Origin of the sequence: Polaribacter staleyi, assembly GCF_038024045.1 — a bacterium.
Lineage (GTDB): Bacteria > Bacteroidota > Bacteroidia > Flavobacteriales > Flavobacteriaceae > Polaribacter > Polaribacter butkevichii.
Genome location: NZ_CP150665.1, coordinates 1453611 through 1480360 on the forward strand (window position 1 = coordinate 1453611; position 26750 = coordinate 1480360).

The following is a 26750-nucleotide window of genomic DNA, read 5'->3' on the forward strand; positions in this document are numbered from 1 at the left end:
GGCAATATTCAGTAAACTATTAACTGAATTCTACCTACTCAAGACTAAGGACTACAATTGCCCTTCATCTGCAAAGCTAAAATACGCTTTTTCGGTAATTATTAAATGATCTAACAATTTTATATCTAAAGTGTTTCCGGCTTCTTTTATTTTTTGAGTGAGTTGCTTATCAGCATTACTAGGTTGTAATTTTCCTGACGGATGATTATGACATACAATCATTGCCACAGATGCCAATTCTAAAGCTCTTTTAAACAATAACCTTACATCTACCACTGTAGCGGTTAAACCTCCTTTACTTATCTGGCTTTTAGCCAAAACTTTGTTAGAATTATTTAAAAACAGCACCCAAAATTCTTCGTGTTCTAAATCTCCAATAACGGGTTGCATTAAACTAAAACCATCTTTGCTACAAGTAATCTTTGGTTTCTCTAAAGCTATTTCTAACTGTCTTCTTTTTCCTAACTCTAAAGCAGTAATAATAGCAATTGCCTTGGCTTCTCCAATACCTTTAAACGTAGTCAGTTTTTCTACAGTTAGTTTTGCTAACTCATTAATGTTTCCATCAACAGATTGTAAAATTCTTTTTGATAATGCAACGGCACTTTCTTGTCTATTGCCAGAACCAATAAGAATAGCTATTAATTCTGCATCAGAAAGTACAGACTTTCCTTTTGCTAACAGTTTTTCTCTTGGCCGATCATCTAAAGCCCAAGATTTAATAGTTAACTTTTCCATTTTCTTTTTTTATAAAAATACAAAAATGAAATTAACTTAACTTTTAGGCATCTTAGAGTGCTTTAACGTTTAATACCCTAAACCATCTTAGTGTAATTATAATTGATTTAAGAAATTTGGATACTGTTGGTTGTTTGGGTACAATTCAATTAATCTCTTTACAATATTTTTTGCTTTTTCTTTTTGATTAGATTTAGAATATAAATAAGCTAACGCATACAATAAACCTTCATTTGTAGCTTCTACTTTAAGACCAGAAATCAATGTTTTTTCACCGTTTTTATAATCTTGTTTTTTATCATACAATAACCCCAAATTATAATAAACACGAATGTTTTCTGGCATTATTTTCATTGCTTTTTTAAGTTGAACAATGGCTTCGTCTACTCTATTTAACTCTGCATACATTAGAGCTAATGAATAATAAACAGGTCCATAAGTAGGTTCTTGTTCAATAACAGTTGTAAATGCTTCTTCTGCTTTTTTATATTCTTTATTATTATAATATAAGGTTGCTAAATTTAAACGAATTTGATTGTTAATATTATCAATAGCCAAGGCACTTTCAAAACTTTCTATTGCTTTTGTTATGTTTCCTTGTTTTAAATAATAATCTCCTTTTTTCATCCTTGTGCCTACAAAATCTGCATTTGTTTTTAAATGTAGATAAAACTCTTTCTTTACTTTTGCATAACTTTCTTTGTAAACTTCAGGAATATCAGTTTCAGCAACACCTCCTAATCCATAAAAAGTTTTTATTCGAATACTTCTTTTAGGATCTTCTAATAACGGTAAAAAATAAGACGTATAGTCTGTTGTATTCATACTACTTAAAACATCTACACTTGCTCCTCTTACTAAAGCAGAATCATCATTTAGAAGAGATATATAATCTTGTACAAAATTTTGTGCATTATAATTTGAAAGCACTTTTGTTGCTGATGCTCTTACAATTTCAGGTTGATGTTTATCATGCATCAATTCAATTAATCCTACATGTCCATTAGGTTGCATGGTAATTCCTGGCGCCAACTTTTCTGAAAAATGAATAGAATCTACTTCTCCAAATAGTTTTTTAAAGCTTTTTGCTGCCCAAACATCATCTTTATCTTTATGACAACCTGCACAAGCATTTGGAGTACCGTATTTTACACTTAAATCTGGTCTTGGAATTCTAAAACTATGATCTCTTCTAAAATCATTCCCCATATAAAATCTACCTGGCATATGACAATTTATACATTTTGCTCCCTCTGTATTTGGTTGATGAAAGTGATGTTCTGGTGTATCAAACTTTTCTGGAACATGGCATTGGGCACACAATTTATTTCCATCAAACTTTAATTTTAATGTATGTGCATCATGGCAATTGGTACAAGTAACATCATTTTGATACATTTTACTTTGTAAAAAAGAACCATACACATAATCTTCATCTAAAATTTGTCCGTCTGCTTGGTACAGTCTTTCTTCTAAAAGTTGTGGATAATAATGATCCAAAACAGTACCTTCAAAATTAAAAAACTCAGAAAACTGCTCTCTTCTCATGTGGCATCGAGCACATTCATCTACCAATTCTCTAGGTGCAGTATCTGTTGTCATTTGAAAAGTTCCACTTGCAACATATTTTTCGCCAAGCTTCTCTACATCAGAAACATGTTGTTTTCCTGGGCCATGACAGGCTTCACAATTTACATTGATAATTGCAAATTTAGTATTGTAACTATCTGTTTTTTGATCATAATTTTTACGAACATTGGTAGAATGGCAATCAGAACACATATTATTCCAATTTAAACCACCTCTAGACCAATGCAACCACTCTGAATGTACCACTTTAAAATCTGGATATAAATCGAACCATTTATTTTTAACAGAATCCCAAGCGGTTCTTAAACATTGATAATGACCATTTGGAAATTGAACAATATATTGCTGTAAAGGTGTTACCCCAAAAGTGTAAATAATTTTATAATCGTGATATTTTCCATCTCTACCTTCTGTATTTACATAAAAATCTTTTCCTTTTTTATAAAAATGAGAAGTTACCCCCTGACTTGTAAATTTTTTATTGTTAAAATCACCTAAAACAGAAACACTATCGGCCAGATCCATAGCCTTGTCATGGTCAGAACCTTTCCATTTATCAAATTGATCTTGATGGCATTCTTTACATTTTTGATCTCCTAAAAAATGGCTATCTGGAATCATTTCACCGGAAAGAAAAACGCCTTTATCCTTTTCAACTTCTTTATATTCTACCTTTTTATCACAAGAAATAATAGCAAGTATAAAAATTGAATACATAAAAAATAAACTTATTTTAAAAAAAACAGGTGTGTAAATGTGTCTTAATTTCACGAAAGATATTTTAGATATTATAGCAGTAAAACTAAAGTTTCTATTTGCCAAAAAAAAAGATAATTATCATTTTTTTATAGAAATAAATATTTTTTTTAATCCTTAATAAAATTGAAAACTTTATTAATTTTCTCATTTACAGCAAAACTCTTTCTATCTTTGCCAATTATCGCTATATTTAACATATGAAAATTATCATAGCTGGTGCAGGAGACGTAGGTTTCCACTTAGCTAAACTTCTTTCCTACGAATCTCAAGACACCTATATCATAGATTTTGATGGTGCAAAATTAGATTATCTAAATAGTCATTTAGATGTAATTACTAAAAAAGGAGATGCTACTTCCATTAAGTTATTAAAAGAAATAGGTATTGATTCTGCAGATTTATTAATTGCTGTTACAGATAGCCAAAATACCAATTTCACAATATCTGTAATAGGAAAATCTTTAGGAGTCAAAAAGACAATTGCACGAATAGATAATCCAGAGTTTTTAAATAATTGCGAAGTAGATTTTACAAAATTTGGTCTAGATTTTATGATTTCTCCGCAAGAATTAGCGGCTAATGAAATAAAAATGCTGCTAAACCAATCTTCTTTTAATGACACAGTTGCATTTGAAAGCGGAATTTTTAATGTTCTAGGAACGCCATTAACTTACAAATCACCCATTGTAGATCTAACAGTAAAAGAAGCAAAACAAAAATTTGCTGATGTAGATTTTATTACAATTGCCATTAAAAGACAAGGTGAATCTCAAACCATTATTCCTAGAGGGAATACGGTATATGAAATAGGAGATCAAGTATATTTCTGTGTTCCTAACTATAGCATGAAAGACCTTTACCCTATAACCGGTAAGAAACGACTCAATATTAAAAATGTAATGATTCTTGGAGGTGGTAGTATTGGAGAAAAAACTGCTAGAAAACTTTGTAAAGATAACTTTAGAGTAAAATTAATTGAAAAGAAAAAAGATAAAGCAGAATTATTAGCAGAGCAACTAAGTGATACCCTAGTTATTAATGGTGATGGTAGAGATTTAGAATTATTAGAAGAAGAAAATATTAGAGAAACAGATGCTTTTATTGCTGTTACAGGAAATTCTGAAACCAATATTATGTCTTGTTTAGTAGCAAAATCTAAAGGAGTAAAAAAAACAGTGGCTTTGGTTGAAAATATGGATTATATTGATATTTCTCAAACCATTGGTATTCAATCCTTAATTAATAAAAAACTACTTGCTGCGAGTAATATTTTTAGACATATTAGAAAAGGTGAAATTTTAGATTTAGCCAATTTACATAATGTAGATGCAGAAGTTTTTGAATTTGAGGTTCAAAAAGGCGCTAAAGTAGCAGAACACCCTATTAAAGATTTACGTTTTCCTAGAGAAGCTGTTTTTGGTGGATTAATTAGAAACGAAAAAGCAATTATGCCAACAGGAAATGTACAGTTTCAAATTGGTGATAAAGTAATTGTATTTTGTTTACCCGAAGCAATAAGTGGTGTAGAAAGATTATTTAAATAACAGTATGGGATCTTTAAATACCAAAATAATATTTCGCTTTTTAGGTATCACTGCAATTCTAAATGGTTGCTTTATGTTTATTGCATATCCTTTTAGCGTTTATCATCATGAAGATGCAAAATGGGGAATTTTAAATGCAGGAATTGCTACAGTAACAATTGGACTTCTACTTTACTTTTTAAACAAGCCTAAAACTACAAATATTCATAAAAAAGAAGGCTACTTAATTGTAACCCTTGGATGGTTGATTCTTTCTTTTACAGGTATGTTACCTTACTTATTCTCTGGTGCAATACCCAGTATTGCAGATGCATTTTTTGAAACAATTTCTGGCTATTCTACCACCGGATCATCTATCCTAACAGATATAGAAGCCATGCCAAAAGGAATTTTATTTTGGCGCAGTGCAACGCATTGGATTGGTGGTATGGGAATCATTGTTCTTACCATTGCCATTCTTCCTCTTTTAGGTATTGGCGGAATGCAACTTTTTATGGCAGAAGCTCCAGGACCCTCTGCAGATAAATTGCATCCAAGAATTACAGATACAGCAAAGCGCTTGTATTTAATATATATAACTTTAACATTTGCTCAATTCTTTTTATTAAAAGTAGCAGGTATGACTTGGTTTGATGCTATAAACCACGCAATGGCAACGATGAGTACAGGTGGTTTTTCAACAAAAAATAATAGTGTTGCTTTTTATAATAATTTACCGCTGGTACAATACATTATTATCTTTTTTATGTTTGTAGCAGGAACAAATTTTGTACTAACCTACTTTGCATTAAAAGGGAAGATTAAGAAAGTTTTTGAAAGCGAAGAGTTTAAATATTATTTTTGGGGAACTATAGGAGTTTCTACAATAATAGCACTTATAATTATATTTTTTCAAGACCCTAATTTACAAACAACCATTACTCATCCCATGGTTTTTGGTAAAGCAGAAAGCGCTATTAGACATTCTCTTTTTATGGTTATATCTGTAGTAACTACAACGGGCTTTGTAAGTGCCGATTTTACCATGTGGAATTTCTTTGCCACAGGTATTTTCTTTGCGTTATTTTTTACAGGTGGCTCTGCTGGTTCAACTAGTGGAGGAATTAAAATAGTAAGACATATTGTAATGCTTAAAAATAGTTTTCTAGAGTTTAAAAAAGCCTTACACCCAAATGCTATAATCCCCGTAAGATTAGACGGCAAAGCTGTACCACATACTATTGTATTTAACATCCTATCTTTTTTTATTATTTACATGCTTATATTTATTTTAGCCTCTGTAATACTAACCCTTTTGGGATTAGATTTTATGTCTGCTTTAGGTGCCGCAGCATCTTCTTTAGGGAATATTGGTCCGGCAATAGGATCTGTAAGTCCTGTTGATAGTTATGCTCATTTATCTGATGCAGGAAAATGGTTTTGTTCTTTTTTAATGCTAATTGGGCGTTTAGAACTTTTTACTGTCCTTATTTTATTTACTCCGTTCTTTTGGAGAAAAAATTAAGTCAGCTACTTAACAAAAATTTACTAAAATATTTTTTATTTATTCGCCTCAATTTTGAGGCGTTTTTATTTTATATAAATAATAAAATAGCTACATTTATTCTTTATGAAAAAACAATCAAATTTCTTATATAAAACAGCAGAAGATAAAACTATTGTTTGGTTTGAAAACAATAATGAATATCTAATTTTAGAAAACACTACAGCAGATATTTTAAAACGATTAAGTGAAGGCAAATCCGTAGACGAAATTGCTCAAGCTTTATCTAAAAAATTATCCGTACCTGCAGATAAAACCATCGATTTTATACTCGATTTAGAAGAAAAATTTTACAAACAAAAAAAAGATAACAGATCTGAAATAATACACGATTATAGAGACCTTAAAACTCCAGAATCATTCGGTTATATAAAGTATTACAAAGTTAATAACGTTATTTTTAAAGTATCATATTTAAGTGAAACTGAACTTTCTTTTGTACATCCAAAATTTGCACATTTAGTTATTGATGACACCATCAAATTTGACTATGAATTTGACGTGTTTATAAATAATAGATTTATCTTTCTTCTTGTTGATAAAGAATTAATAGGATCATGGAATCGAAATGAGATTCACTATTTTCAAGGAAAATTTTCTATGCAATTTATTCAGAAAATTCATCAAAAGGAAGAAAATGAATGGATGGGAGTTTTTCATGCATCTGCCGTTAGTAATGAAAAAAAATCAATTCTTTTTTTAGGTGATTCCGGTAACGGAAAAAGTACTTCTTTGGCACTTTTACAAGCAAATGGTTTTACTTGTTTGGCTGATGACTTTGTACCTATAGATGTTGATAAACAAGAGGTTTATAGTTTTCCTGCATCCATATCAATCAAAAAAAGCAGCCTAGAAACCTTGCTTCCTATTTATCCAGAATTAGCAACGACAGCTGAATATAATTTTAAGAGATTAAATAAAATTGTACGTTATTTAAAGCCCAATAACACCAATTACTTCAGCCACTTACCTTGTAATGACTTGGTTTTTATTAAGTATGAAAAAGACGCTGAATTAACTTGTGAAAAGATTTCTAAGATTGATGCGTTTCAGCAATTAATTCCTGATTCTTGGATTTCTCCAAAAATAGAAAATGCCCAAATATTCTTAGATTGGTTCAGTTCTCTAAATTGTTATCGTTTAACGTATTCTAAAAACGATGAAATGATTAAAACGGTTTCAAAAATATTTAATGATGAATTATAAAGAAACGCTGTTTTTTGTAGCGAAGTGTTTAACTATAAATCATGAAGAAAAAAATAAGGTTTTAATTGAAAAAGTATTAAAATCAGGCAACACAGATTGGGACTCTGTTGTAAAGGTTAGTACAGGGCATTTTGTTTTTCCTGCGTTATATTGCAATCTAAAAAGAGCTAACTTCCTTCACTATGTACCTGAAGAATTGGTAAATTATATGATTCATATTACCGACTTAAATAGAGAAAGAAATCAGCAAATTATTGATCAAGCTAAAGAAATTAACGAGCTTCTTTTAAAGAATAACATTACACCTATCTTTTTAAAAGGTACAGGAAACCTACTTGAAGGTTTATATGAAGATATTGGAGAGAGAATGGTGGGTGATATTGATATAATATTAACTAAGGAAAATGTTTTAGAAGCAAATAAAATACTTCAAAATAACAATTACACTTCTAGCTCTATAATGTTTGACGATCATAGACATTTACCTAGATTAACAAAGGTAAATAAAATAGCAGCAATTGAATTACATAAAGACTTTCTTGAAATTCCATATAGAAACAATTTTAACTATTCTTCGATAAAAGATTCAGTTGTAACAACAGAACAAAATTACAGCTTTTTAAGTGCTGTAGACAAAATGGCTATGAATATTTTCTCGAATCAAATAACAGATGATGGTTATGAAAAAGCAAGTATACTACTAAGAAATTACTATGATTTTATATTACTTTCACAAAACTGTATTTCAAATGAGGTATCAATAAAATATCCTGAGTACAAAAATATAATCATTTCGTATTGGGCAGTAAATTCATTACTAGTAAAAGGCAATACCACTCAAGAAATACCATATAATAAAATTGAAAGAAAACAAATAAACAAAGTTTTATGGATTTTAAATAATCCAAAATTGTCTAGTATCTACAATAAATTAAAAGATCTAAAAATATATCTACTGACTAGATCTTCAATATTCATAAAAGCCTTTTATAAAAAGAGCAACTTTATGTTTGTACTATCTCGAGTAACCAGCTTAGAATGGTATAAGCGAAGAATTTTTAGAAACTAAACCAAACTCTTAACTTCTTCAAAATCTAAACCTCCATAATTACCAGAACTCATTAAAACAACTGCTGTTTTCTCTAAATTCTGATTGAACAAAAATGTTTTAAATTCAGTGGGATTTGTATAAATAACTAAGTCCTCTCTTTCAAAAGCATTTGCTATTTGTTGCGCTGTAACTTCTTCTAGTTGTTTAATTTTTACGGCATGTGGAGAATAGAAAACCACCGCTTTATCCGCAGCATCTAATGCTCCTTTATATTCTGCTAAAAATTCTGCATTTAAACTAGAATACGTGTGCAATTCTAAACAAGCCAAAACAGTTCTTTCGGCATATTGTTCTTTAACGGCTTTTGTTGTTGCTTCCACTTTACTTGGTGAATGTGCAAAATCTTTAAAAATAACAGTGGAGTTATTTTCAACTATTTTTTCTAAACGTTTGCTTGCACCACTAAAACTAGCGATTGCTTCATAGAAATAATCTTCATCAACACCCATGTGTTGACAAATCCACTTTGCTCCTGCTAAATTCTGAAGGTTGTGTTTTCCAAAAATTTCTAAAGGTAAATTCCCCTCTTCTGTTTCTAAATATGTTATTCCATTTTCAATAAAATGTTTAGGCGTAACATATGGATATTTCTTAATATGATTTTCTGAAGATTCTACGACTTCTTTTACAATAGGGTCCTCTTCATTATACACCATACTTCCTCCATTTACCATAGAGTCTGTAAATATTTTAAACTGCTCTACATAGCCTTCAAATGTAGGAAACACATTAATATGATCCCAAGCGATACCACTTAATAATGCAATATTTGGCTTATATAAGTGAAATTTAGGGCGCATATCTATAGGTGAACTCAAATATTCATCTCCTTCTAAAACAATAAAATCGTTTTCCTCTGTTAAATGTACCATGGTTTCAAACCCATCTAATTGTGCACCCACCATGTAATCTACTTCTTTTTCATGATAATTTAACACATGTAAAACCATAGAAGTAATGGTTGTTTTTCCGTGAGAACCACCAATTACAACACGCGTTTTGTCTTTAGATTGTTCGTATAAAAACTCTGGATAAGAATATATTTTTAAACCTAATTCTTGGGCTTTTAATAATTCTGGATTATCTTTTTTAGCGTGCATCCCTAAAATGATTACATCCAACTCTGAGGCTATTTTTTCTGGAAACCATCCAAACTCTTTAGGCAACAATCCGTATTTTTCTAAACGAGATTTAGAAGGATTGTGAATTGTATCATCAGAACCAGAAATTTGGTATCCTTTTTGGTGTAAAGCAATTGCTAAGTTGTGCATTGCACTTCCGCCAATAGCAATAAAATGAATTTTCATCGAACAAAATTTAGAAAAGTAAAAATACAAAAGCTTTACACAATATAAAGTATCTTTATAACGAAACTCAATTAAAAAATGGTTTTACGCAGTGAAACAACCCGTTAACTAATTTTAAATTGTTTTATAGACCGATTTACACGTGCTTTGACAGCATTAAATCTTATGATTATGAAAAAAATTACATCAACATTATTAATGATTATAGCATTCTCTTCCATTTCTAACGCACAAACTACCTTTGAGAACCTTTGGTTACAAGTAGAAAAGTTAGAGATAGACAATTTACCTAAATCTGCCTTAGAAACTGTAGATAAAATCTATACCAAGGCAACCACAGAAAACAATTCTGCTCAGTTAATAAAAACGCTATTTTATAAAAGTAAATTTTCTTTAACCTTAGAAGAAAACGCACAATTAGAAGTGATAGAAAGTTTTAAAAAACATATTGCTACCAGTAAATTTCCAACAAAAAATGTGTTAGAAAACATCTTAGCAAATCTGTATTGGCAATATTTTACACAGAACAGATATAAATTTTACAACAGAACAAAAACTAAGGACAAAGTAAATGTTAATGATTTTAGAACCTGGGATTTAAATACATTGTTTAAGGAAATTCACTGTCATTTTGAAGCTTCTTTAGAAAATGCAGAAGCATTACAAAAAACAGCTATTTATAAATATGTAGATATCTTACAAATTGAAAAAGACTCTAAAAAATACAGACCAACAGTCTATGATTTTCTTGCACACAATGCATTAGAATTTTATAAATCTAACGAAACATCAATTGCATCGCCTGCATATAAATTTATTTTAGATGACTCCAGTTTTTTAAGTGATTATAAAACATTTTCAAAATTAAAACTAACATCTAAAGACACCTTCTCATTACAGTTTAATGCACTAAAAATTTATCAGAAATTAATTCAATTTCATGCTAAAGAAAATAATTTAGATGCTTTGGTTGATGCGGATATTCATCGTTTAAACTTTGTAAATGAGCATGCTACTTTTCAGAATAAAGAGCCTATTTTTTTATCAACTTTAAAATCATCTAAAAATATTTTTAATAAGAAAGAAGTTAGTGGTTTGTATGCTTTTGAAACTGCAAAAATATATAGAGACCAAGCCAACGCTTACACTACTAATAAAAATGAAAAAGATAGATTTAAAAATAAAGAAGCTATCGATATTTGCAATACCGTAATTAAACAATTTCCTAACAGTTTAGGCGCTAAAAACTGTACAGTGCTTAAAAATCAAATTTTACAGAAGTCACTTTCTATTACTGCAGAGAAATACATCTCTACAGAGACAAACTCAAGGTTATTAGTGAACTATAAAAATATTAACAAACTCTTTTTTACTGCTTATAAAATTACAGACGACCAATTACTTCAATTTAATAAAACATATCAATTAGAAGAAAAAATAAAATTGATAAACTCTTTAGAAAAAGTAATTAATTGGAATGCCAAACTAAGAAATGAAAAAGATTTTTTACAGCATCAAACAGAGGTAATTGTAACGAAGTTTAAAAACGGAACTTACCTTATTATTACTTCTGAAAATGAAGTTTTAAAAGAAGATGAAGTTTTTGGCTCTGCAGCTTTACAAGCAACAAATTTAAGTTTAGTAGAAAATAATTTTAACGATACTCATAACTATCAAATAGTAGATAGAGAAACGGGAAAACCTATTAAAAATGCCAAGATTCATATAAAAAATGAAAAGAGAAATAGAGGTTCTTTTATCAACAAAAACCTAATAACAGATAAAAATGGGTTTGCTTCTTTTAAATGCAGTGAATTTTACAATAATGTAAAAATTACAGTAAAAACAAAAAATGATAAAGCTTCTTTTGGTGATTATTATATTTCTGATGATGATAGAAAAAACTATAGAGATGAGGGCAATCAACAAGCAATAATTAAACCTTTTATTTTTACGGATAGAAGTATTTACAGACCCGGACAAACGGTATTTTTTAAAGCAATTGTTATAAAAAAACAAGGCAATACATCTGATATTTTAAAAAATGAATATGTAGAAGTTTTTTTGTACGATGTTAATAATCAAGAAGTAAAATCGTTAGATTTAAAACTGAATGAATTTGGTTCTGTTGCTGGCGAGTTTATTTTACCTAATAATGGTTTAACAGGCAATTATACCATTAAAGTTAATGAAAGTTTAGAGGAAGATAGTAATGAGTATTATAAATATGACTACAACAATTCAACAACAATTTCTGTAGAAGAATACAAAAGACCAAAATTTGAGACTGATTTTAAATCGGTAACCGAAAGTTATAAAATTAACGATTCTATTACTATAAATGGATTTGCAAAAGCATTTTCTGGTGCAAATATTACAGATGCAACTGTAGTTTATCGCGTACATAGAAAAGTGCAATACCCAAGTTGGTATTATTGGCGAAGACCAAACCCAACTTCTAGTTCGCAAGAAATTACTCATGGAGAAAGTGTTACCAATAATAAAGGAGAATTTGAAATTATCTTTAAAGCAATTCCAGACGAAAGTGTTTCTAAAGAAAACCTACCTGTTTTTAGTTATGAAATTACTGCCGATGTTACCGACATAAATGGTGAGACTCACAGCGCAACAAGCGTTGTAAAAGTTGGTTATCACAGTTTAATTGCATCGATTTCTATGGATGATAATATTGATAAAAATTCAACAAAAAATTCTTTAAAGGTTGATACAAAAAATTTAAATGACGAGTTTATTCCTGCAAAAGGAAGTATTAAAATTTATAAATTACAAGCACCTAAAAATGCTTTAAGACAAAGACCTTGGGCTGCACCAGATTATCAAGATATTTCAGAAAATACATTTAGAACCTTGTTTCCTAATGATCCGTATTTAGAAAATGAAACTGATGAAAGAAATTGGAAAAAAGGAGCACTCGTTCATACCCTTAATTTCGACACAGATAAAGCAAAAGAATTTGAACTTAAAAACATTAAAAATTGGGTTTCTGGACAATATATTGCCATCTTAGAAAGTAAAGACAAATTCGGACAAGAAGTAAAAGACGAACAACGGTTTGCTCTTTTTTCATCAAAAGAAAAACAAGTTGCAGACAATAAATTATTTGAGATAAATACAGATAAAACTTTTTACAATATAGGTGATGACGTTAGCCTTAAAATAGGTTCTGCTTCAGAAAACATTACCGTAATTATTCAAATTGAAAAGAATTATAAAACAATAGCTACTCATTTAATAAAATTGAGTAACACTATAAAAACCATTAAAATTCCTGTTAACAAAGAAGATGTTGGTGGTTTTGCTGTAAAATATCACTTTGTAAATTACAATTATTTTAAAAGTGGTAGTTTATTGATAAACGTTCCTGAAAAGCAAGAATCGATAGATATTGAAACCAATATTTTTAGAGATAAATTACAACCAGGACAAGATGAAACTTGGAGTTTTACCATTAAGGATGATAAAAAAAATACGGTTACAGCAGAAATTTTAGCATCTATGTACGATGCTTCTTTAGATGAGTTTAAACCTCATAATTGGAATTTTAATCCTATTACCCCAAAACCAAAATATTATTCTTATACAAATAGTAACGCCAATCATAGTTTTGGTACTGTTAATTTTAGCATCAGAAATAACCAAAAAAGATATTATAATTTTGCCACTAATTCTTACGATTCTTACAATTGGTTTGGCTTTAGTTTAAATGGAAACAGATGGCAAAATCAACAATATTTAAGAAACATCAAAAGAAAAATAGAAAGTACTAGAATCGATTTTGATGGAACAATAACTGGTTTTATTGCTGATGAAAATGGCGAACCTTTACCTGGAGTTTCTGTTATAATAAAAGGAACTTCTTTTGGTACAGAAACAGATTTTGATGGAAATTATTCCATCAAAATAAAAAAAGGAGATGTTTTAATTTTTAGTTATTTAGGCTTTACTTCTAAAGAACAAACAATTAGCAATCAAACAAATATTAATGTAAAATTAGAAGAAGATTCTTCTAATTTAGATGAAGTTGTTGTGGTTGGTTATGGAACCCAAATGAAAAGGCATATAACCGGAGCGGTTAGTCATTTAAACCCTGAAAATGAAGAAGCAGATATCAGTAACGTTTTAGAAGGTAGCGTTGCTGGAGTAAGTATTTCTGATGATTCAGAAAATACCCTAATTAGAGGAATGAGTTCTATAACAGGTACTAATAAACCGTTATACATTGTTGATGGTGTTATAGTAGATGAGATGAGTTTAAGTCCAGATCAGATTGCAGAAATATCTGTTTTAAAAGACGCAGCTGCCACTTCTGTTTATGGAGCAAGAGGTGCCAATGGAGTAATAATTATCACAACAAAAAAAGGAATAGACAAGCAATTATTACAAGTAAAAGCCCGTAAAAACTTTAATGAAACGGCTTTCTTTTTTCCACAATTAAGAACCAACAAAAACGGTCAAGTTAGTTTTTCTTTTACAATGCCAGAAGCATTAACACGTTGGAAACTGCAACTATTAGCACATACAACTGGGCTAAAATCGGCAACAAAAACATTACAAACAGTTACTCAAAAAGAGTTAATGGTTGTGCCAAATGCGCCTCGTTTTTTACGTGAGGGTGATAAAATTACCTTGAGTGCTAAAATTACAAATCTGACAAATAATCAATTAAGTGGTTTTGCAAAACTAATTTTAACGGATGCCATTACAGGAAAAGAAATTGACACTGAATTAGAGAACTTAAATTCTAACAAAAACTTTACTGTTGATAAAGATGGAAATACAAGCGTTTCTTGGAATTTATCAATTCCGGAAACTGTACAAGCGGTTCAATATAAAATTGTAGCAAAAGCAGGTGATTTTTCTGATGGAGAACAAAATGTTTTACCAGTTTTATCCAACAGAATGTTGGTTACAGAAACCTTACCAATGTGGGTTCGTTCTAACCAAACCAAAACGTTTACGTTAGATAAGTTAAAAAACAATACGTCATCAACTTTAAAAAACCACAAACTGACTTTAGAAATGACGTCTAATCCTGTTTGGTATGCCATTCAAGCATTACCGTATTTAATGGAATATCCGTATGAATGTGCAGAGCAAACCTTCTCTAGATATTACGCAAATACATTGGCTAGTTTTGTTGCTAATTCAAACCCTAGAATTCAAGAAGTGTTTAACGCTTGGAAAACATCTGATGCTTTGTTATCTAATTTAGAAAAGAATCAAGAATTAAAATCGTTGATTATTCAAGAAACTCCTTGGTTGCGAGATGCACAATCAGAAACCGAGCAAAAGAAAAGAATTGCTTTATTATTCGACTTAAATAAGATGAAAAATGAGCAAGAAAAAGCCATCAACAAACTAAAAGATATGCAAATGAATTCTGGTGGATTTTCTTGGTTTAAAGGCGGACGCTATGAAAGCAATTTTATCACCCAACATATTGCAACAGGTTTTGGACATTTATCAAAATTAGGAGTTACTGATTTTGAAGCATCAACAAAAAATATGATTGAGAAATCTGTGCATTATTTAGATGGAGAATTGTTAGAACAATATGAAAAACTGTTGGAAAGAGCAGAGGAAATTAGAGACAAAGCAAAAACTAAAAAGAAAGGAGAACAAGCGTACAAAGATTATTTATCAAAAAATAATTTAGGCTATTTTACCATTCAGTATTTGTATATGCGTAGTTTTTATGCTTCAACTTCTTTGGATGATAATTTACAAAAAGCAGTTGATTATTATAGAAACCAAGCAAAAACATATTGGAATGATTATAATTTATATGCAAAAGGACAAATTGCTTTATCATTGTTTAGAAATGATGACAAAACAACCGCAAATAAAATCCTAAAATCATTAAAAGAAAACTCGATTACATCGGATGAATTAGGTATGTATTGGAAAGAAAATACATCTGGTTACTACTATTATCAGGCTCCGGTAGAAACGCAAGCTTTAATGATTGAAGTATTCTCTGAAGTTAGTGTCATTTCGGATAAGCCTGAAAGTGCTAAGAGAAATATCAATGATATAGACAATCTAAAAATTTGGTTGCTTAAAAACAAGCAAACCAATAGATGGAAAACCACAAAAGCAACAACAGAAGCGGTATATGCTTTATTATTAAATGGTAACGATTGGGTTTCTATTACAGAAATGGTCGATATAAAAGTTGGTGACAAAGAAATTAATCCAACAAAGTTGGAAGATATAAAAGTGGAAGCAGGAACAGGTTATTTTAAAACCTCTTGGAGTACTAGTGACATCAAAAAAGAAATGGCAAATGTTACCATCACTAAAAAAGGAAACGGAATTGCTTGGGGTGGTTTGTATTGGCAATATTTTGAAGATTTAGATAAAATTACTGCGGCAGAAACTCCGTTAAAATTAAATAAGAAACTATTCTTAAAAGTAAATTCTGACACTGGTAAAGAGTTGAAAGAAATTACAAAAGACACCAAACTAAACGTTGGCGATTTAATTACGGTTCGTATAGAATTAAGAAGCGATAGAGATATGGAATTTATCCACATGAAAGATATGAGAGCCTCTGGAGTAGAACCAATCAATGTATTATCTCAATACAAATGGCAAGATAATTTAGGTTATTATGAGAGCACCAAAGACGCTGCAACAAATTTCTTTTTTGACAGATTACCTAAAGGTATTTATGTTTTTGAATATGATGTTCGTGTAAATAATGCCGGAGAATTTAGTAACGGAATTACAACTATACAAAGCATGTATGCTCCTGAATTTAGTAGTCATTCTAAAGGTGTCAAAATTCATATTTTAAACAAATAAGCGATTGCATTAACAAAACATTACATTTTATACCTTGTAGCAAGTATTGAATAGTTGTATTTTTGCAAACTATTTAATAATAAAGAAAAGATAATGAAGAAACTATTATTAGTATTTGGGTTTGCATTAACAGCTAGTTTATCTATGAATGCTCAAGATATTTCTGATCATGCAATTGGTGTGCGTATTGGTGGTGGAAATGGTACTGGAGGTGAAATATCTTACCAAAAGGACTTAGGACAAAACAATCGTTTAGAAGTCGATTTAGGTTTAGCTAATGAATTTAACGATTTTAAAGCAACCGGTTTATACCAATGGATATGGAATTTAGAAGAACGCCTTAACTGGTACGCTGGTGCTGGTGGTGGTCTTGTTTCTGCTGATGGATTAGGAATTTATGGTGCTGGTGTAGTTGGAATTGAATATAACTTTGATGTTCCTATTTTAATTTCTTTAGACTATAGGCCAGAACTTGGTTTTACAGGTAGTTTAAATGGATTAGCGTCTAATGTCGGTTTGTCTGTAAGATATCAATTTTAAACCTATTTAACCTTTTTATAAAACCTTCTAATTAAACAATTAGAAGGTTTTTTTATGTGATAAATTATTCGTTTGCACTAACATTTCATTGGATAAAGCTCATTAAGACCGAATCATAAGCATAAATTTGAACTATAATCAAAAACATATAAAATTATGAAGAAAACATTTTTAATTATTGGTCTTTTAATTGCTGGAGCATTTACGGTTAACGCACAAAGTATTTCTGAAAACGCCATAGGTTTGCGTTTAGGTGATAATGATGGATTTGGAGCAGAAGTATCTTACCAAAAAGCTTTAGGAGATAATAACAGATTAGAAATTGATTTAGGTTTAAGAAACAACAAAAACTACGATGGTTTTAAAGCCACAGGTATTTACCAATGGGTTTGGAATATAGAAGGTGGTTTTAACTGGTACGCAGGTGTTGGTGGTGGTTTAGGAAACTATAGCGGAAAAGACAACAAAGATGATTTTTCTGAAACATTTGCTTTTGCAGCCGGAGATATTGGAATTGAATATAATTTTACAGATGCACCAATATTACTAGCTTTAGATTTAAGACCAGAATTTGGTTTTGGAAATACCTATAATGATTTTGATAATGATATTGCTCTGAGTGTTAGATACCAATTCTAAAAAAAAAAGTGATATATACTAAATCCTCTAAATTAATTTTTAGAGGATTTTCTTTTTTTACTCGCTTTTGCAAACGGATTAAAATCTAAAGCCAACTGCAACCAATAATTTAAATCGTCATCTAGATCTATTGCTTCTTCAGATAAAAAAACGAATCCTTTCATAGGTTTTCCTGTAAAATTCATTTTATTACAACCTTCTTTTTCTAGAGATTCATCATAAATATCAGGATGAATACGTGCCATAATTTCTTCTTTAATTACTGCAACATACATTTTATTGTCTACCATAAATAATAAACCACCCATCATCTTTTTGGTCATAAAAGAAACACTTTTTTCATTCAAAAATTGAGAAATTCTATCAGCCAAATACTCACTATATGCCATTATTCGTTATTTTTTTTTAGAGGATAAGCTTCCAATATTTTATGAATAACTTTTTTAAAATACAGCTCTCTTTCTGCGGGTTTTCTTTTTTCTTTAATGGTTGATATTAAAATACCTTGCCAAAATAACTCATTGGTTTTAGCATCTACAAACTCTAAAGTAAGTGCTTCGTCCACTTTTTTTCCTCCAATCGGAATTCCTCCCGCTACATTTAAACCACCATTTCTACCTCCGCTTCCTAAACCAATTGCAATTGTATTGGTTATTTTAGGTGATGATAATTTTACTTTAAAATTGATATAAAAATCAGGATTTTCAACTTCTTTAAATCCTAGTGTTTCCATTGCTAAAAAGATAGCATCTGCAGCTCTATTTATATCAAATTGATTTAAACCTACTCCAATATCATCAAAAAAAGCATAGGTTTTATATGGCGCAAAATTGGTATTATCATCATAATCTGTAACTACTTTAGATGATGAACATGCCATCAATAAAAACAAAAACAAGTATTTACTATTTTTCATCAACAACCATTATTTACCCTCTTTAAGTACAACTCTCGTTGGTGTATCCTTACCATTAATAATACTCTCTGTTCCTTTTGCAACCGCTTGTATGGTTTGTGTAATTACGGTGATATTTAACGTTTCTACTTCATCAGAAGCCTGATGATAATCTTTATCAACATCAATTGGTGTGGTAGAAAAAGTATGCGAAGGCACCCCTAATCTTGCCAAAGAAGCATTGTCTGATCTAAAAAATAAATTAAACTTTTTATACGGATCCGGAAACAATTGATATCCTGAACCCACTAAGTTTTTCTGAATTATTTTACCAAAATCAGATCTTTCAAAACCTGTTAACCAAGCTGTATTTGGTCCAAAACTAGGTGTTTTACCAATCATCTCTAAGTTAATACCAGCAACAAATTTAGTAGCATCAATTCCTTTACCAAAATGAGTAGAACCAATTAACCCCATTTCCTCTCCGGTAAAAGCAACAAAGAGAATCGTTCTTTCATTAGTCCCTTTCACTTTAAAATATTCTGCCAAGGCTAAAACACCAGTTACACCAGAAGCATCATCATTTGCACCATTATAAATACTATCTAACTGCCCTTCTTTATGCTTAATTCCTAAATGATCATAATGTGCAGAAACAACTACAATTTCATTTTTCTTAGACTTTCCTTCTAACACACCAATAATATTACTTGTTGTAAGTTCTTTTTTAGATCGTTTGTCTGTAAACGTAAAAGTCTGTCTGTAGTTTTGTAAAGTATCATACGTAGTTAACCCTATTCTTTTAAACTCATTTTCTATGTATTTAGCCGCTTTTTCAATTCCTGGAGTTCCTGTTTTTCTTCCTTCCATGTCATCAGAAGCTAGTGTGTAAAGGTGTTTTTTAACAGTAACAGAATCTATTTTAGCTACTATTTTTTCTGATTTAATAACTTTTGCACTCTCTTTACAAGAAAAGATTGTTGCTACTAAAAGGATATAAACTAGGTTGATTTTCTTCATATAAATTGATTTTTAAAAGGATAAATATAGCTAATTTTATTTCGTATTTTTGTTGAAAATTTATAAAATGGATTTATCTCTTATACCAAACATAAAACACACAAAGTCTAACAACTTTTTTTTACTTGCAGGTCCTTGTGCCATAGAAAGTGAAGAAATGGCAATGAGAATTGCAGAAAAAGTAATTACAATTACAGATAAATTAGAAATTCCTTATATTTTTAAAGGAAGTTTTAAAAAAGCAAACAGAAGTAGAATTGATAGTTTTACAGGAATTGGAGATGAAAAAGCCTTAAAAATTTTACGTAAAGTTTCAGAAACTTTTAATGTACCAACAGTTACAGACATTCACGAAGTTTCAGATGCCATAAAAGCCGCAGAATATGTAGATGTTTTACAGATCCCTGCATTTTTAGTACGCCAAACAGACTTAGTGGTTGCAGCAGCAAAAACAGGTAAGGTTGTCAACTTAAAAAAAGGACAATTTATGAGTCCGGGTGCCATGAAACACGCCGTACAAAAAGTAAAAGATGCGGGTTCAGAAAAAGCGTGGATCACAGATAGAGGAACCATGTTTGGCTACCAAGACATGATTGTAGACTTTAGGGGAATCCCAGAAATGCGCAAATTTGCACCAACAATTTTAGATGTTACACATTCCTTACAACAGCCAAATCAGGTTGCAGGTGTTACAGGTGGTAGACCAGATATGATTGAAACCATTGCAAGAGCCGGAATTGTAAACAACGTAGATGGTTTATTTATAGAAACTCATTTCGATCCTGCAAATGCAAAATCTGACGGTGCAAATATGTTGCATTTAGACAATTTAGAAGGTTTATTAACCAACTTAGTTGCTATTAGAAAAACGATTAATAGTTTATAAAACATACATTTTTAGGGCGTTTTAACAGGCTTTCACTACTCGCTTTTTTTCTGAAAAAGAAAAAAGAGCTCAAACAAGCCGTTCAATCCTTAACGCGCTTATTTGATGAATTAATTACATAAATCCTACTAGGTCTTTCTTTAGATCTTGTAGGATTTTTTTTATCTTATAAAACTAAAAAAGACATTAAAATCTTATAAAAATCACTTCCCAAAAAACCCTTTTGTAGTTTGTTGATATGCTTCTTCTAAAACAGAAATTAGCACCTCTGCATCAATATCACTTACCTTTGTATACCGTAACGATTTCACTACTTTTCTTTTATCAGAAATTACAAATTCATTAAATTTTTGCAATTCGCTATTGGTATAAAACCCAACATCTACATATCCTTTCTTTTTAGACGGATTTAAATAACAAAGTGGTTTGTTGTGTAAATAATAAAAAGGAATTTTCCATTTAAACTGTAAATCAACCTCAGCAAAATTGGTTTCAATTAAAATTTGCAATTGCATTAAAATCGACCTGAATGGTTCTGGTTGATCTAGAATATAGGTTTCTGCTGGTTTCATTTTTGTATATTCGCGGAAGTTAAAAAATTACAGCTAAATAAAAGTTATATGACCGATAATTTTAAAATTAATTTCTCTTTAAAAGGAATTGCAAGTATTATAATTGGTATCGCAATTTTTGCTGCAGGTTACCTCATAGAAATTATCTTAAACAATTTTTTAGCAGATAAAAGTTCTGTCAGTAATTTATCTCCAGAAATATTAATTATTGCCATTGCTTTTTTTGTTTTTCTAATTGCTACTGCAACGTTATTTATTACAGGAAAAAGACATGCAAAAAAAATAGAAACTCCACTTTTTAATGCTAAAACAAAAGCGGCAACCAAAAAATATTTTCTATTAATTATTATAATCTTTGCTGCTTTACTTCTATTATTTAATCTAGGTTTTATCAACTACCTCGCTCCTACTTTTTTAACTTTATACGGACTTTTATTATTTGTATTCAAAAATAAAGAACGAAAAAACCTATTAATTTTATCAGGAGTAAGTGTTCTTTTGGCAGTTATGTGTTTCTTAATCCCTTCTTATTGGGCTTCTTCTCTTTCTATTTTAGGCATTGCACAAGCTACTTACGGAGTTGTTATTAAAGAGTAATTTCTTATTTAAAACCTTTCCATAATCCATCAAAATTAATTTTTAAATTTTTTTGTACAATTCAAAAATTTACATTTACTTTGTAATTCAAAGTTCTTTAAGAAATGAGTCAAGAAGATTATTTAAAAGACATATCAGAAATTAAAAACTTAATGAGTAAATCATCAAAATTTATTTCATTGAGTGGTCTGTCTGGTATTTTAGCAGGAATTTACGCTTTAATTGGTGCTGGGTTTGCCTATTGGTTGGTAACACAAAAAGGAAATGGTATTCTTACTTTAGACGGAGACATTTTTCGTTTGGCAATTATAGATTTACTTTTGGTGGGAGCACTTAGTGTAGCAACTGCTATTTTTTTAACCACTAGAAAAGCAAAAAGAAATAATGAAAAGATTTGGGATCCTTTAACGAGAAGATTATTATTAAACTTTATGATTCCTTTAGTAGCAGGTGCTATTTATATCATCATCATTTTAAACCAACAACGTTACGGACAAACAGGTGGCCTTATGTTATTATTTTATGGTTTGGCATTGTTTAATGCCTCTAAATATACTTTAGGCGATGTAAAATATTTAGGCCTTACTCAGATTGTTTTAGGCTTGTTATCTGCTATTTTTCCTGGTTATGGTTTTTGGTTTTGGGTGCTTGGTTTTGGTATAATGCACATTTTATATGGTGCTGTTATGTATTTTAAATACGATAGAAAATAACCTGTTTAATAATAAATAGACCTAAGTTGAAAAATATAATTCTAAATATAAACAAAGCATTTGATCATCGAATACGACTTGGTATTATGTCTGTTTTGATGGTAAATGAATATGCAGATTTTAATACCTTAAAAGAATTATTAGGCGCAACCGATGGCAACTTAGCAAGTCATACAAAAGCATTAGAAAAAGTAGATTTTATAAAAGTAGAAAAACAGTTTATTGGCAGAAAACCAAACACAAAATATTTAGCAACCGAATTAGGTAAAATGGAGTTTAAAAAACACATTGAAGCACTCGAAAAATTAATTAAAAATAAATAAACTATTTTTTTACACACCTACTTTGAATTTCAAAGTACTTTAAATGCGACTTATGAAAGAAATAAATGTACCATACCATTTAATTATTCCTACAGTAATTTCCATAATTATCTTAGGGATACTAATATCTAAAAGGAAAACCATCTTTAAAAACAATGAAAATAAATGGTTTTGGATAAGCATAACTGCATTTTTTTTAGCTATTTATTTATCGTTGGTAGCGCAACTTACGCTCACTACTCCTCAAATTTAATTTTACAACAATTTGATTTAGATAAGAATGGAACTTTTAACAATGCAGAAATAACCCCAGAATTTCATATTGCCATGAAAAATGTCATTTCAGATACTGGCAGAAATTTCTCGTTTATAACTGGACTTATATTTTCTAGCATAATAGCAGCTATTGTTTATGTAATAGGAATAAAAATTAATAAATAAAACAACAAATTATAAATATTCAATAACTATGGAAACGAACAAGCAAGATCAAGGAAAATTTGGTAAATGGGCAAAAACATCAATTACTGCAAGAATGTTAATGGTAGGAGTTTTAATTGTGGTTTTAATGATTCCACTCTCCTATATTAAAAGTTTAATTTACGAAAGAATGATACGCCAACAAGAAGTTGTTAATGAAATCAATCAAAAGTGGGGGGAAGAAGTACTCATTTATGGGCCAATTTTAAAAGTACCTTATAAAAGATATTCAGAAAAAACAATAACAAACCCTACAACCAAAGAGGTGCAAAAAGAAACCATTACCAGCATAAAATATGCATACTTTTTTCCTAAAAAATTGACAATAAATTCAACCATAAACCCAGAAGAAAAAACCAGAGGAATCTATAAAACTGCCGTTTACAAAAGCAGTATTGAACTAAATGGAAACTTCTCTAAACCCAATTTTTCTGAAATAGAAATTAACGACGAAGATATTCTTTGGGATAAAACAAGAGTCATTGTACAGTCTTCAAATTTAAAAGGAGCTGCTAGTTTGTTTGAAATCAACTTTAATAAAAACAAATACCAACTAACTTCTAAGAACTTTAAAAACATAGATGCTCATAAAACGTACAACACCAATTATGTAGATTTAAACGAATTAGAAAGTAATAATTTACGACTATTAGATGTCCCAAACGGAAAAGAAACTTCATTTTCTATGACCATAAAAATGAAAGGAAGCAAACAAATTCGTTTTATACCCATAGGACAAGAAACCGATGTTAGCATCAATTCTGATTGGAAAACAGCGAATTTTATTGGAGAATACTTACCACATAATTCAGATAAAATTACAGAAGAAGGTTTTAATGCAAAATGGAAAATTTTAGATATCAACCGACCTTTTTCTCAGCAATATTTTAACGGAATTCCTAATTTAAAAAATTATGCTTTTGGAGTTAATTTTTTAATTCCTGTAGATGAATATCAAAAAAGTGAACGCTCTGCCAAATATGGGTTTTTAGTAATTGGACTTACGTTCTTAATTTTCTTTTTGATACAATCTATGAGTAAAATAAACATCCATCCGTTTCAATATTTAATGATTGGTATTGCATTAACCATGTTTTACACCTTATTAATATCTATTTCGGAACATAGTAGTTACCTAAAAGCATATTTAATTGCAGGAGCTTCCGTGGTTTCTTTAATCACTTTATACTCTAAATCAATCTTGAAAAACATCAAGTTTCCAATTTTTATTGGAATTTCATTAACGGCATTATACACCTTTATTTTTGTCATTATTCAGTTAGAAAATTATGCATTATTAGTAGGCAGTATTGGTTTATTTGTAATTCTGGCAGCGGTTATGTTTGCTTCAAGAAAAATAGATTGGGAAAATAGTTAGAAGTTTAAATATTAAAAAAGGCTGTCTAAAAAATAGAAAACTTTTAAGATAGCCTCTTTTATAAAATAAAAATGATGATACAATTTAATTTAAAATATTTTACAGCATTTATTTTACTGTTGATAATAGAAGTACTGATAGAAAGATTTGCTACTGGTTTTCTAAGATTTACAATTGGTGATTATTTAGCCGTTATGTTGGTCTATACTTTGATAAAAAGTATCGTTAAAATATCGATAGAGAAAGCTATTTTAATAACCTTTATAATCGCTTTTAGTATTGAATTTCTTCAATTATCAGATTTACAAAACAACTTTCCAATAGCCTATTCTAAAACATTAAAAATAATATTAGGCACCTCTTTTAGTATTGGAGATTTGGTTGCGTATACTTTAGGAATTATCAGTATAATTTTAGTAGAAAAACATCTAATAAAAACTAAAACTGACGTCTAATTTTTCTTATAATATCTTCTAATCCATTTAATTGAAGCTCATAGACTAACTCCATTTGTTTCCCTAATTTTCCGTTAGGAAAACCTTTGTTTTTATACCAAACAATGTAATGTTCTGGTAAATCTATAAGGTATTTGCCTTTGTATTTACCAAATGGCATTTTCATGTTTGCTAAATCTATCAAAAATTGTCTGTCTTCAGTCATTATTCTTTTCCTTCAATATAATCTTGTAAATAAGAAAAACGTGGGGTCAATTTTCCGTTTTCCGTCATTTTTGCTCGTTGTAAAACGCCCTCTTTGTCATTATTAAAAAAAGCAGGAATTACATTTTGTAAAAACATTTCTCCAAAACCTTCACTGGCATCTTTTGGCAATTCACAAGGTAAATTGTCTACTGCCATTACAACAATAGCATCTTTGGCTTTAAAATTAACTTCAGATTCTGTTTGTGGATTGTAACCATAAATAGGGTCTGCAATGGTTGATGCTTTTATGGTAGATGCTACCGGCCCATCTACATCACAAGAAATATCTGCCACAAATTTTATATGAAAGTCTTTGGCTTTTGCATCTTCTCTTGTAAACAAATAAGGTGCTCCGTTGCCGTAAAAATGACCAGCGATGAAAAAATCTGTTACTTTAGCAAAACGCATAAAATCAGATTCATACTTTTCTGGATGATCATAAAAATCAAAATTATCTAGTATTTGTCCGTCTATACGCTTGTTATAATCTAACACATCTACCAAACAATAAACAGGCTCGTTAAACGAGTTTTTTAAATATTCATCTACAGAAACTTCTTTAATAGACATTGCATCTAACATTTCTTTTGCTCCGTAAGCTACTTTTCCGTTTCCGGTTAAAAGAATTTTGATGTTTGGTAATTTTATTTTCTTTAATTCAGAAATTAGTTCTTGTTGACTCTCTAAAGTTTCTGCTTTTGGTAAATTAAAGGTTTCGTTTGTTAAACCAATTGCTCTAAAACCATTGTAAGCACCTACTATACCTGCATAACGCCCAAAACCAATTAAACGCATTCCGTTTTCACCTACAATCGTTTCATGATCGTATAATTCTATATTTTTTTCTAGAATAGCTAATAACAATTTTCTGTTATAAGGTTGTTTTTTAATTGTATGACTAAAGAAAAAATATTTTTTATTGTTGATTAAAGCTTCAATTGGCACTTCTTTGACACCAAATAAAACATCGCAGTCTGACACATTTTCAGTTACCTCTAATCCTGCAGCTTTATAAGCTTCGTTAGAAAACACTCTAATATTTGAAGATTCTACTTTAATAACCGCTTCCGGATAGTTTTTCTTAAATTCTTGTAGCTTTTCTGGTGAAAAAACAACTCTTCTATCTGGTGGGTTTTTGCGTTCTTTGATAATGCCAAACTTCATAATTTTAGTGTTTTTAGAGACCTTGAAACAAGTTCTGTAGGATTGGTATAATATTTGCTCGAAGATATTAGAATTTATGGTGATAAGCAACTGTATTTTTTATACTTTTGCAGACCGCGTTAAGGATTGAAGTGACATCCTTTTTAATTTTTCATTAAAAAGATATAACGGAAAGCCTGACCACACTTTTTTGTGTGGTAACGCCCAAACTATTAA

General features: G+C 29.9%; 23 protein-coding genes. 14 read left to right on the forward strand and 9 right to left on the reverse strand.

Translation table 11 applies throughout. The annotated features are described in order from the left end of the window. Positions 1-51: 51 nt before the first annotated feature. Together radC and WHD07_RS06435 are read right to left on the reverse strand one after the other, a co-directional pair. Positions 52-738, reverse strand: a complete 687-nt coding sequence (radC, locus tag WHD07_RS06430) for a RadC family protein (protein ID WP_343330488.1) — start codon at positions 736-738, stop codon at positions 52-54. 96 nt (positions 739-834) lie between these two features. Then, positions 835-3045 carry a tetratricopeptide repeat protein gene (locus WHD07_RS06435; protein WP_343330489.1) on the reverse strand — a complete coding sequence of 737 codons (2211 nt, stop codon included), beginning with the start codon at positions 3043-3045 and terminating at the stop codon, positions 835-837. Between the two features lie 239 nt (positions 3046-3284). Here WHD07_RS06435 and trkA point away from each other — a divergent pair, with 239 nt between their 5' ends. The 4 genes from trkA (at position 3285) to WHD07_RS06455 (ending at position 8449) form a co-directional block, all read left to right on the forward strand. Beyond that, positions 3285-4631 (forward strand): Trk system potassium transporter TrkA, encoded by a 1347-nt coding sequence (trkA, locus tag WHD07_RS06440; RefSeq protein ID WP_105050429.1) that lies wholly within the window; start codon positions 3285-3287, stop codon positions 4629-4631. A gap of 4 nt (positions 4632-4635) precedes the next feature. Further along, positions 4636-6135: a TrkH family potassium uptake protein gene (locus WHD07_RS06445; RefSeq protein ID WP_343330490.1), complete on the forward strand. Its 1500-nt coding sequence runs from the start codon at positions 4636-4638 to the stop codon at positions 6133-6135. A 105-nt stretch (positions 6136-6240) separates the two neighbouring features. Beyond that, positions 6241-7380: a hypothetical protein gene (locus WHD07_RS06450; RefSeq protein ID WP_343330491.1), complete on the forward strand. Its 1140-nt coding sequence runs from the start codon at positions 6241-6243 to the stop codon at positions 7378-7380. Then, positions 7367-8449 (forward strand): nucleotidyltransferase family protein, encoded by a 1083-nt coding sequence (locus WHD07_RS06455; RefSeq protein ID WP_343330492.1) that lies wholly within the window; start codon positions 7367-7369, stop codon positions 8447-8449. The genes WHD07_RS06450 and WHD07_RS06455 overlap by 14 nt, the downstream gene beginning before the upstream one ends. Here WHD07_RS06455 and WHD07_RS06460 read toward each other — a convergent pair. Continuing rightward, positions 8446-9798: a UDP-N-acetylmuramate--L-alanine ligase gene (locus tag WHD07_RS06460; RefSeq protein ID WP_343330493.1), complete on the reverse strand. Its 1353-nt coding sequence runs from the start codon at positions 9796-9798 to the stop codon at positions 8446-8448. The genes WHD07_RS06455 and WHD07_RS06460 overlap by 4 nt on opposite strands. 171 nt (positions 9799-9969) lie before the next feature. Between WHD07_RS06460 and WHD07_RS06465 the strand changes: the two genes are divergently transcribed. The 3 genes from WHD07_RS06465 (at position 9970) to WHD07_RS06475 (ending at position 17805) form a co-directional block, all read left to right on the forward strand. Next, positions 9970-16626, forward strand: a complete 6657-nt coding sequence (locus WHD07_RS06465; protein WP_343330494.1) for an alpha-2-macroglobulin family protein — start codon at positions 9970-9972, stop codon at positions 16624-16626. A 93-nt stretch (positions 16627-16719) separates the two neighbouring features. Further along, positions 16720-17166 carry a hypothetical protein gene (locus tag WHD07_RS06470; RefSeq protein ID WP_343330495.1) on the forward strand — a complete coding sequence of 149 codons (447 nt, stop codon included), beginning with the start codon at positions 16720-16722 and terminating at the stop codon, positions 17164-17166. Positions 17167-17322: 156 nt separating this feature from the next. Beyond that, positions 17323-17805: a hypothetical protein gene (locus WHD07_RS06475; protein ID WP_343330496.1), complete on the forward strand. Its 483-nt coding sequence runs from the start codon at positions 17323-17325 to the stop codon at positions 17803-17805. A gap of 32 nt (positions 17806-17837) precedes the next feature. Here the strand turns inward: WHD07_RS06475 and WHD07_RS06480 are convergent, their stop codons facing one another. Genes WHD07_RS06480 through WHD07_RS06490 form a run of 3 tightly spaced genes read right to left on the reverse strand, consistent with a single transcriptional unit; the run spans position 17838 to position 19720 of the window. Further along, the gene (locus tag WHD07_RS06480) at positions 17838-18194 is read right to left on the reverse strand and encodes a TfoX/Sxy family protein (protein WP_343330497.1); all 357 of its coding nucleotides are present in this window, start codon (positions 18192-18194) and stop codon (positions 17838-17840) included. Beyond that, positions 18194-18721, reverse strand: a complete 528-nt coding sequence (locus WHD07_RS06485) for a DUF4136 domain-containing protein (RefSeq protein ID WP_343330498.1) — start codon at positions 18719-18721, stop codon at positions 18194-18196. Before WHD07_RS06485 ends, WHD07_RS06480 begins: the two co-directional genes overlap by 1 nt. 9 nt (positions 18722-18730) lie before the next feature. After that, a complete protein-coding gene (locus tag WHD07_RS06490) occupies positions 18731-19720 on the reverse strand; it encodes a M28 family peptidase (RefSeq protein ID WP_343330499.1) in 990 nt (329 codons plus the stop codon). A gap of 67 nt (positions 19721-19787) precedes the next feature. Between WHD07_RS06490 and kdsA the strand changes: the two genes are divergently transcribed. Next, entirely contained in the window at positions 19788-20606 is an 819-nt protein-coding gene (gene kdsA, locus WHD07_RS06495) for a 3-deoxy-8-phosphooctulonate synthase (protein WP_343330500.1), read from the forward strand. A gap of 203 nt (positions 20607-20809) precedes the next feature. Here kdsA and WHD07_RS06500 read toward each other — a convergent pair whose 3' ends face one another. After that, positions 20810-21178, reverse strand: coding sequence for a DUF5655 domain-containing protein (locus WHD07_RS06500; protein ID WP_343330501.1), 369 nt, complete (start codon positions 21176-21178; stop codon positions 20810-20812). Between the two features lie 48 nt (positions 21179-21226). On the opposite strand from WHD07_RS06500, the gene WHD07_RS06505 reads away from it, so the two are divergent. The 6 genes from WHD07_RS06505 to WHD07_RS06530 all read left to right on the forward strand — a co-directional run bounded on the left by WHD07_RS06505 (position 21227) and on the right by WHD07_RS06530 (position 25124). Then, positions 21227-21775, forward strand: coding sequence for a hypothetical protein (locus WHD07_RS06505; protein ID WP_343330502.1), 549 nt, complete (start codon positions 21227-21229; stop codon positions 21773-21775). Positions 21776-21879: 104 nt separating this feature from the next. After that, complete coding sequence (locus WHD07_RS06510) at positions 21880-22488, forward strand: hypothetical protein (protein WP_343330503.1); 609 nt, start codon at positions 21880-21882, stop codon at positions 22486-22488. Positions 22489-22514: 26 nt separating this feature from the next. Next, positions 22515-22811, forward strand: a complete 297-nt coding sequence (locus tag WHD07_RS06515) for a winged helix-turn-helix domain-containing protein (protein ID WP_082864288.1) — start codon at positions 22515-22517, stop codon at positions 22809-22811. Positions 22812-22982: 171 nt separating this feature from the next. Further along, positions 22983-23252 carry a hypothetical protein gene (locus tag WHD07_RS06520; RefSeq protein ID WP_343330504.1) on the forward strand — a complete coding sequence of 90 codons (270 nt, stop codon included), beginning with the start codon at positions 22983-22985 and terminating at the stop codon, positions 23250-23252. A gap of 28 nt (positions 23253-23280) precedes the next feature. Next, on the forward strand, positions 23281-24669 hold the full coding sequence (creD, locus tag WHD07_RS06525) for a cell envelope integrity protein CreD (RefSeq protein ID WP_343330505.1): 1389 nt from the start codon (positions 23281-23283) through the stop codon (positions 24667-24669). A gap of 71 nt (positions 24670-24740) precedes the next feature. Next, positions 24741-25124: a DUF2809 domain-containing protein gene (locus WHD07_RS06530; protein WP_343330506.1), complete on the forward strand. Its 384-nt coding sequence runs from the start codon at positions 24741-24743 to the stop codon at positions 25122-25124. Here WHD07_RS06530 and WHD07_RS06535 read toward each other — a convergent pair. Both WHD07_RS06535 and WHD07_RS06540 read right to left on the reverse strand, forming a co-directional pair. Beyond that, a complete protein-coding gene (locus WHD07_RS06535; protein ID WP_068451402.1) occupies positions 25108-25329 on the reverse strand; it encodes a DUF3820 family protein in 222 nt (73 codons plus the stop codon). The two genes, WHD07_RS06530 and WHD07_RS06535, sit on opposite strands and share 17 nt — an antisense overlap. After that, positions 25329-26534, reverse strand: coding sequence for an NAD(P)-dependent oxidoreductase (locus tag WHD07_RS06540; RefSeq protein WP_343330507.1), 1206 nt, complete (start codon positions 26532-26534; stop codon positions 25329-25331). The genes WHD07_RS06535 and WHD07_RS06540 overlap by 1 nt, the downstream gene beginning before the upstream one ends. Positions 26535-26750 lie beyond the last annotated feature (216 nt).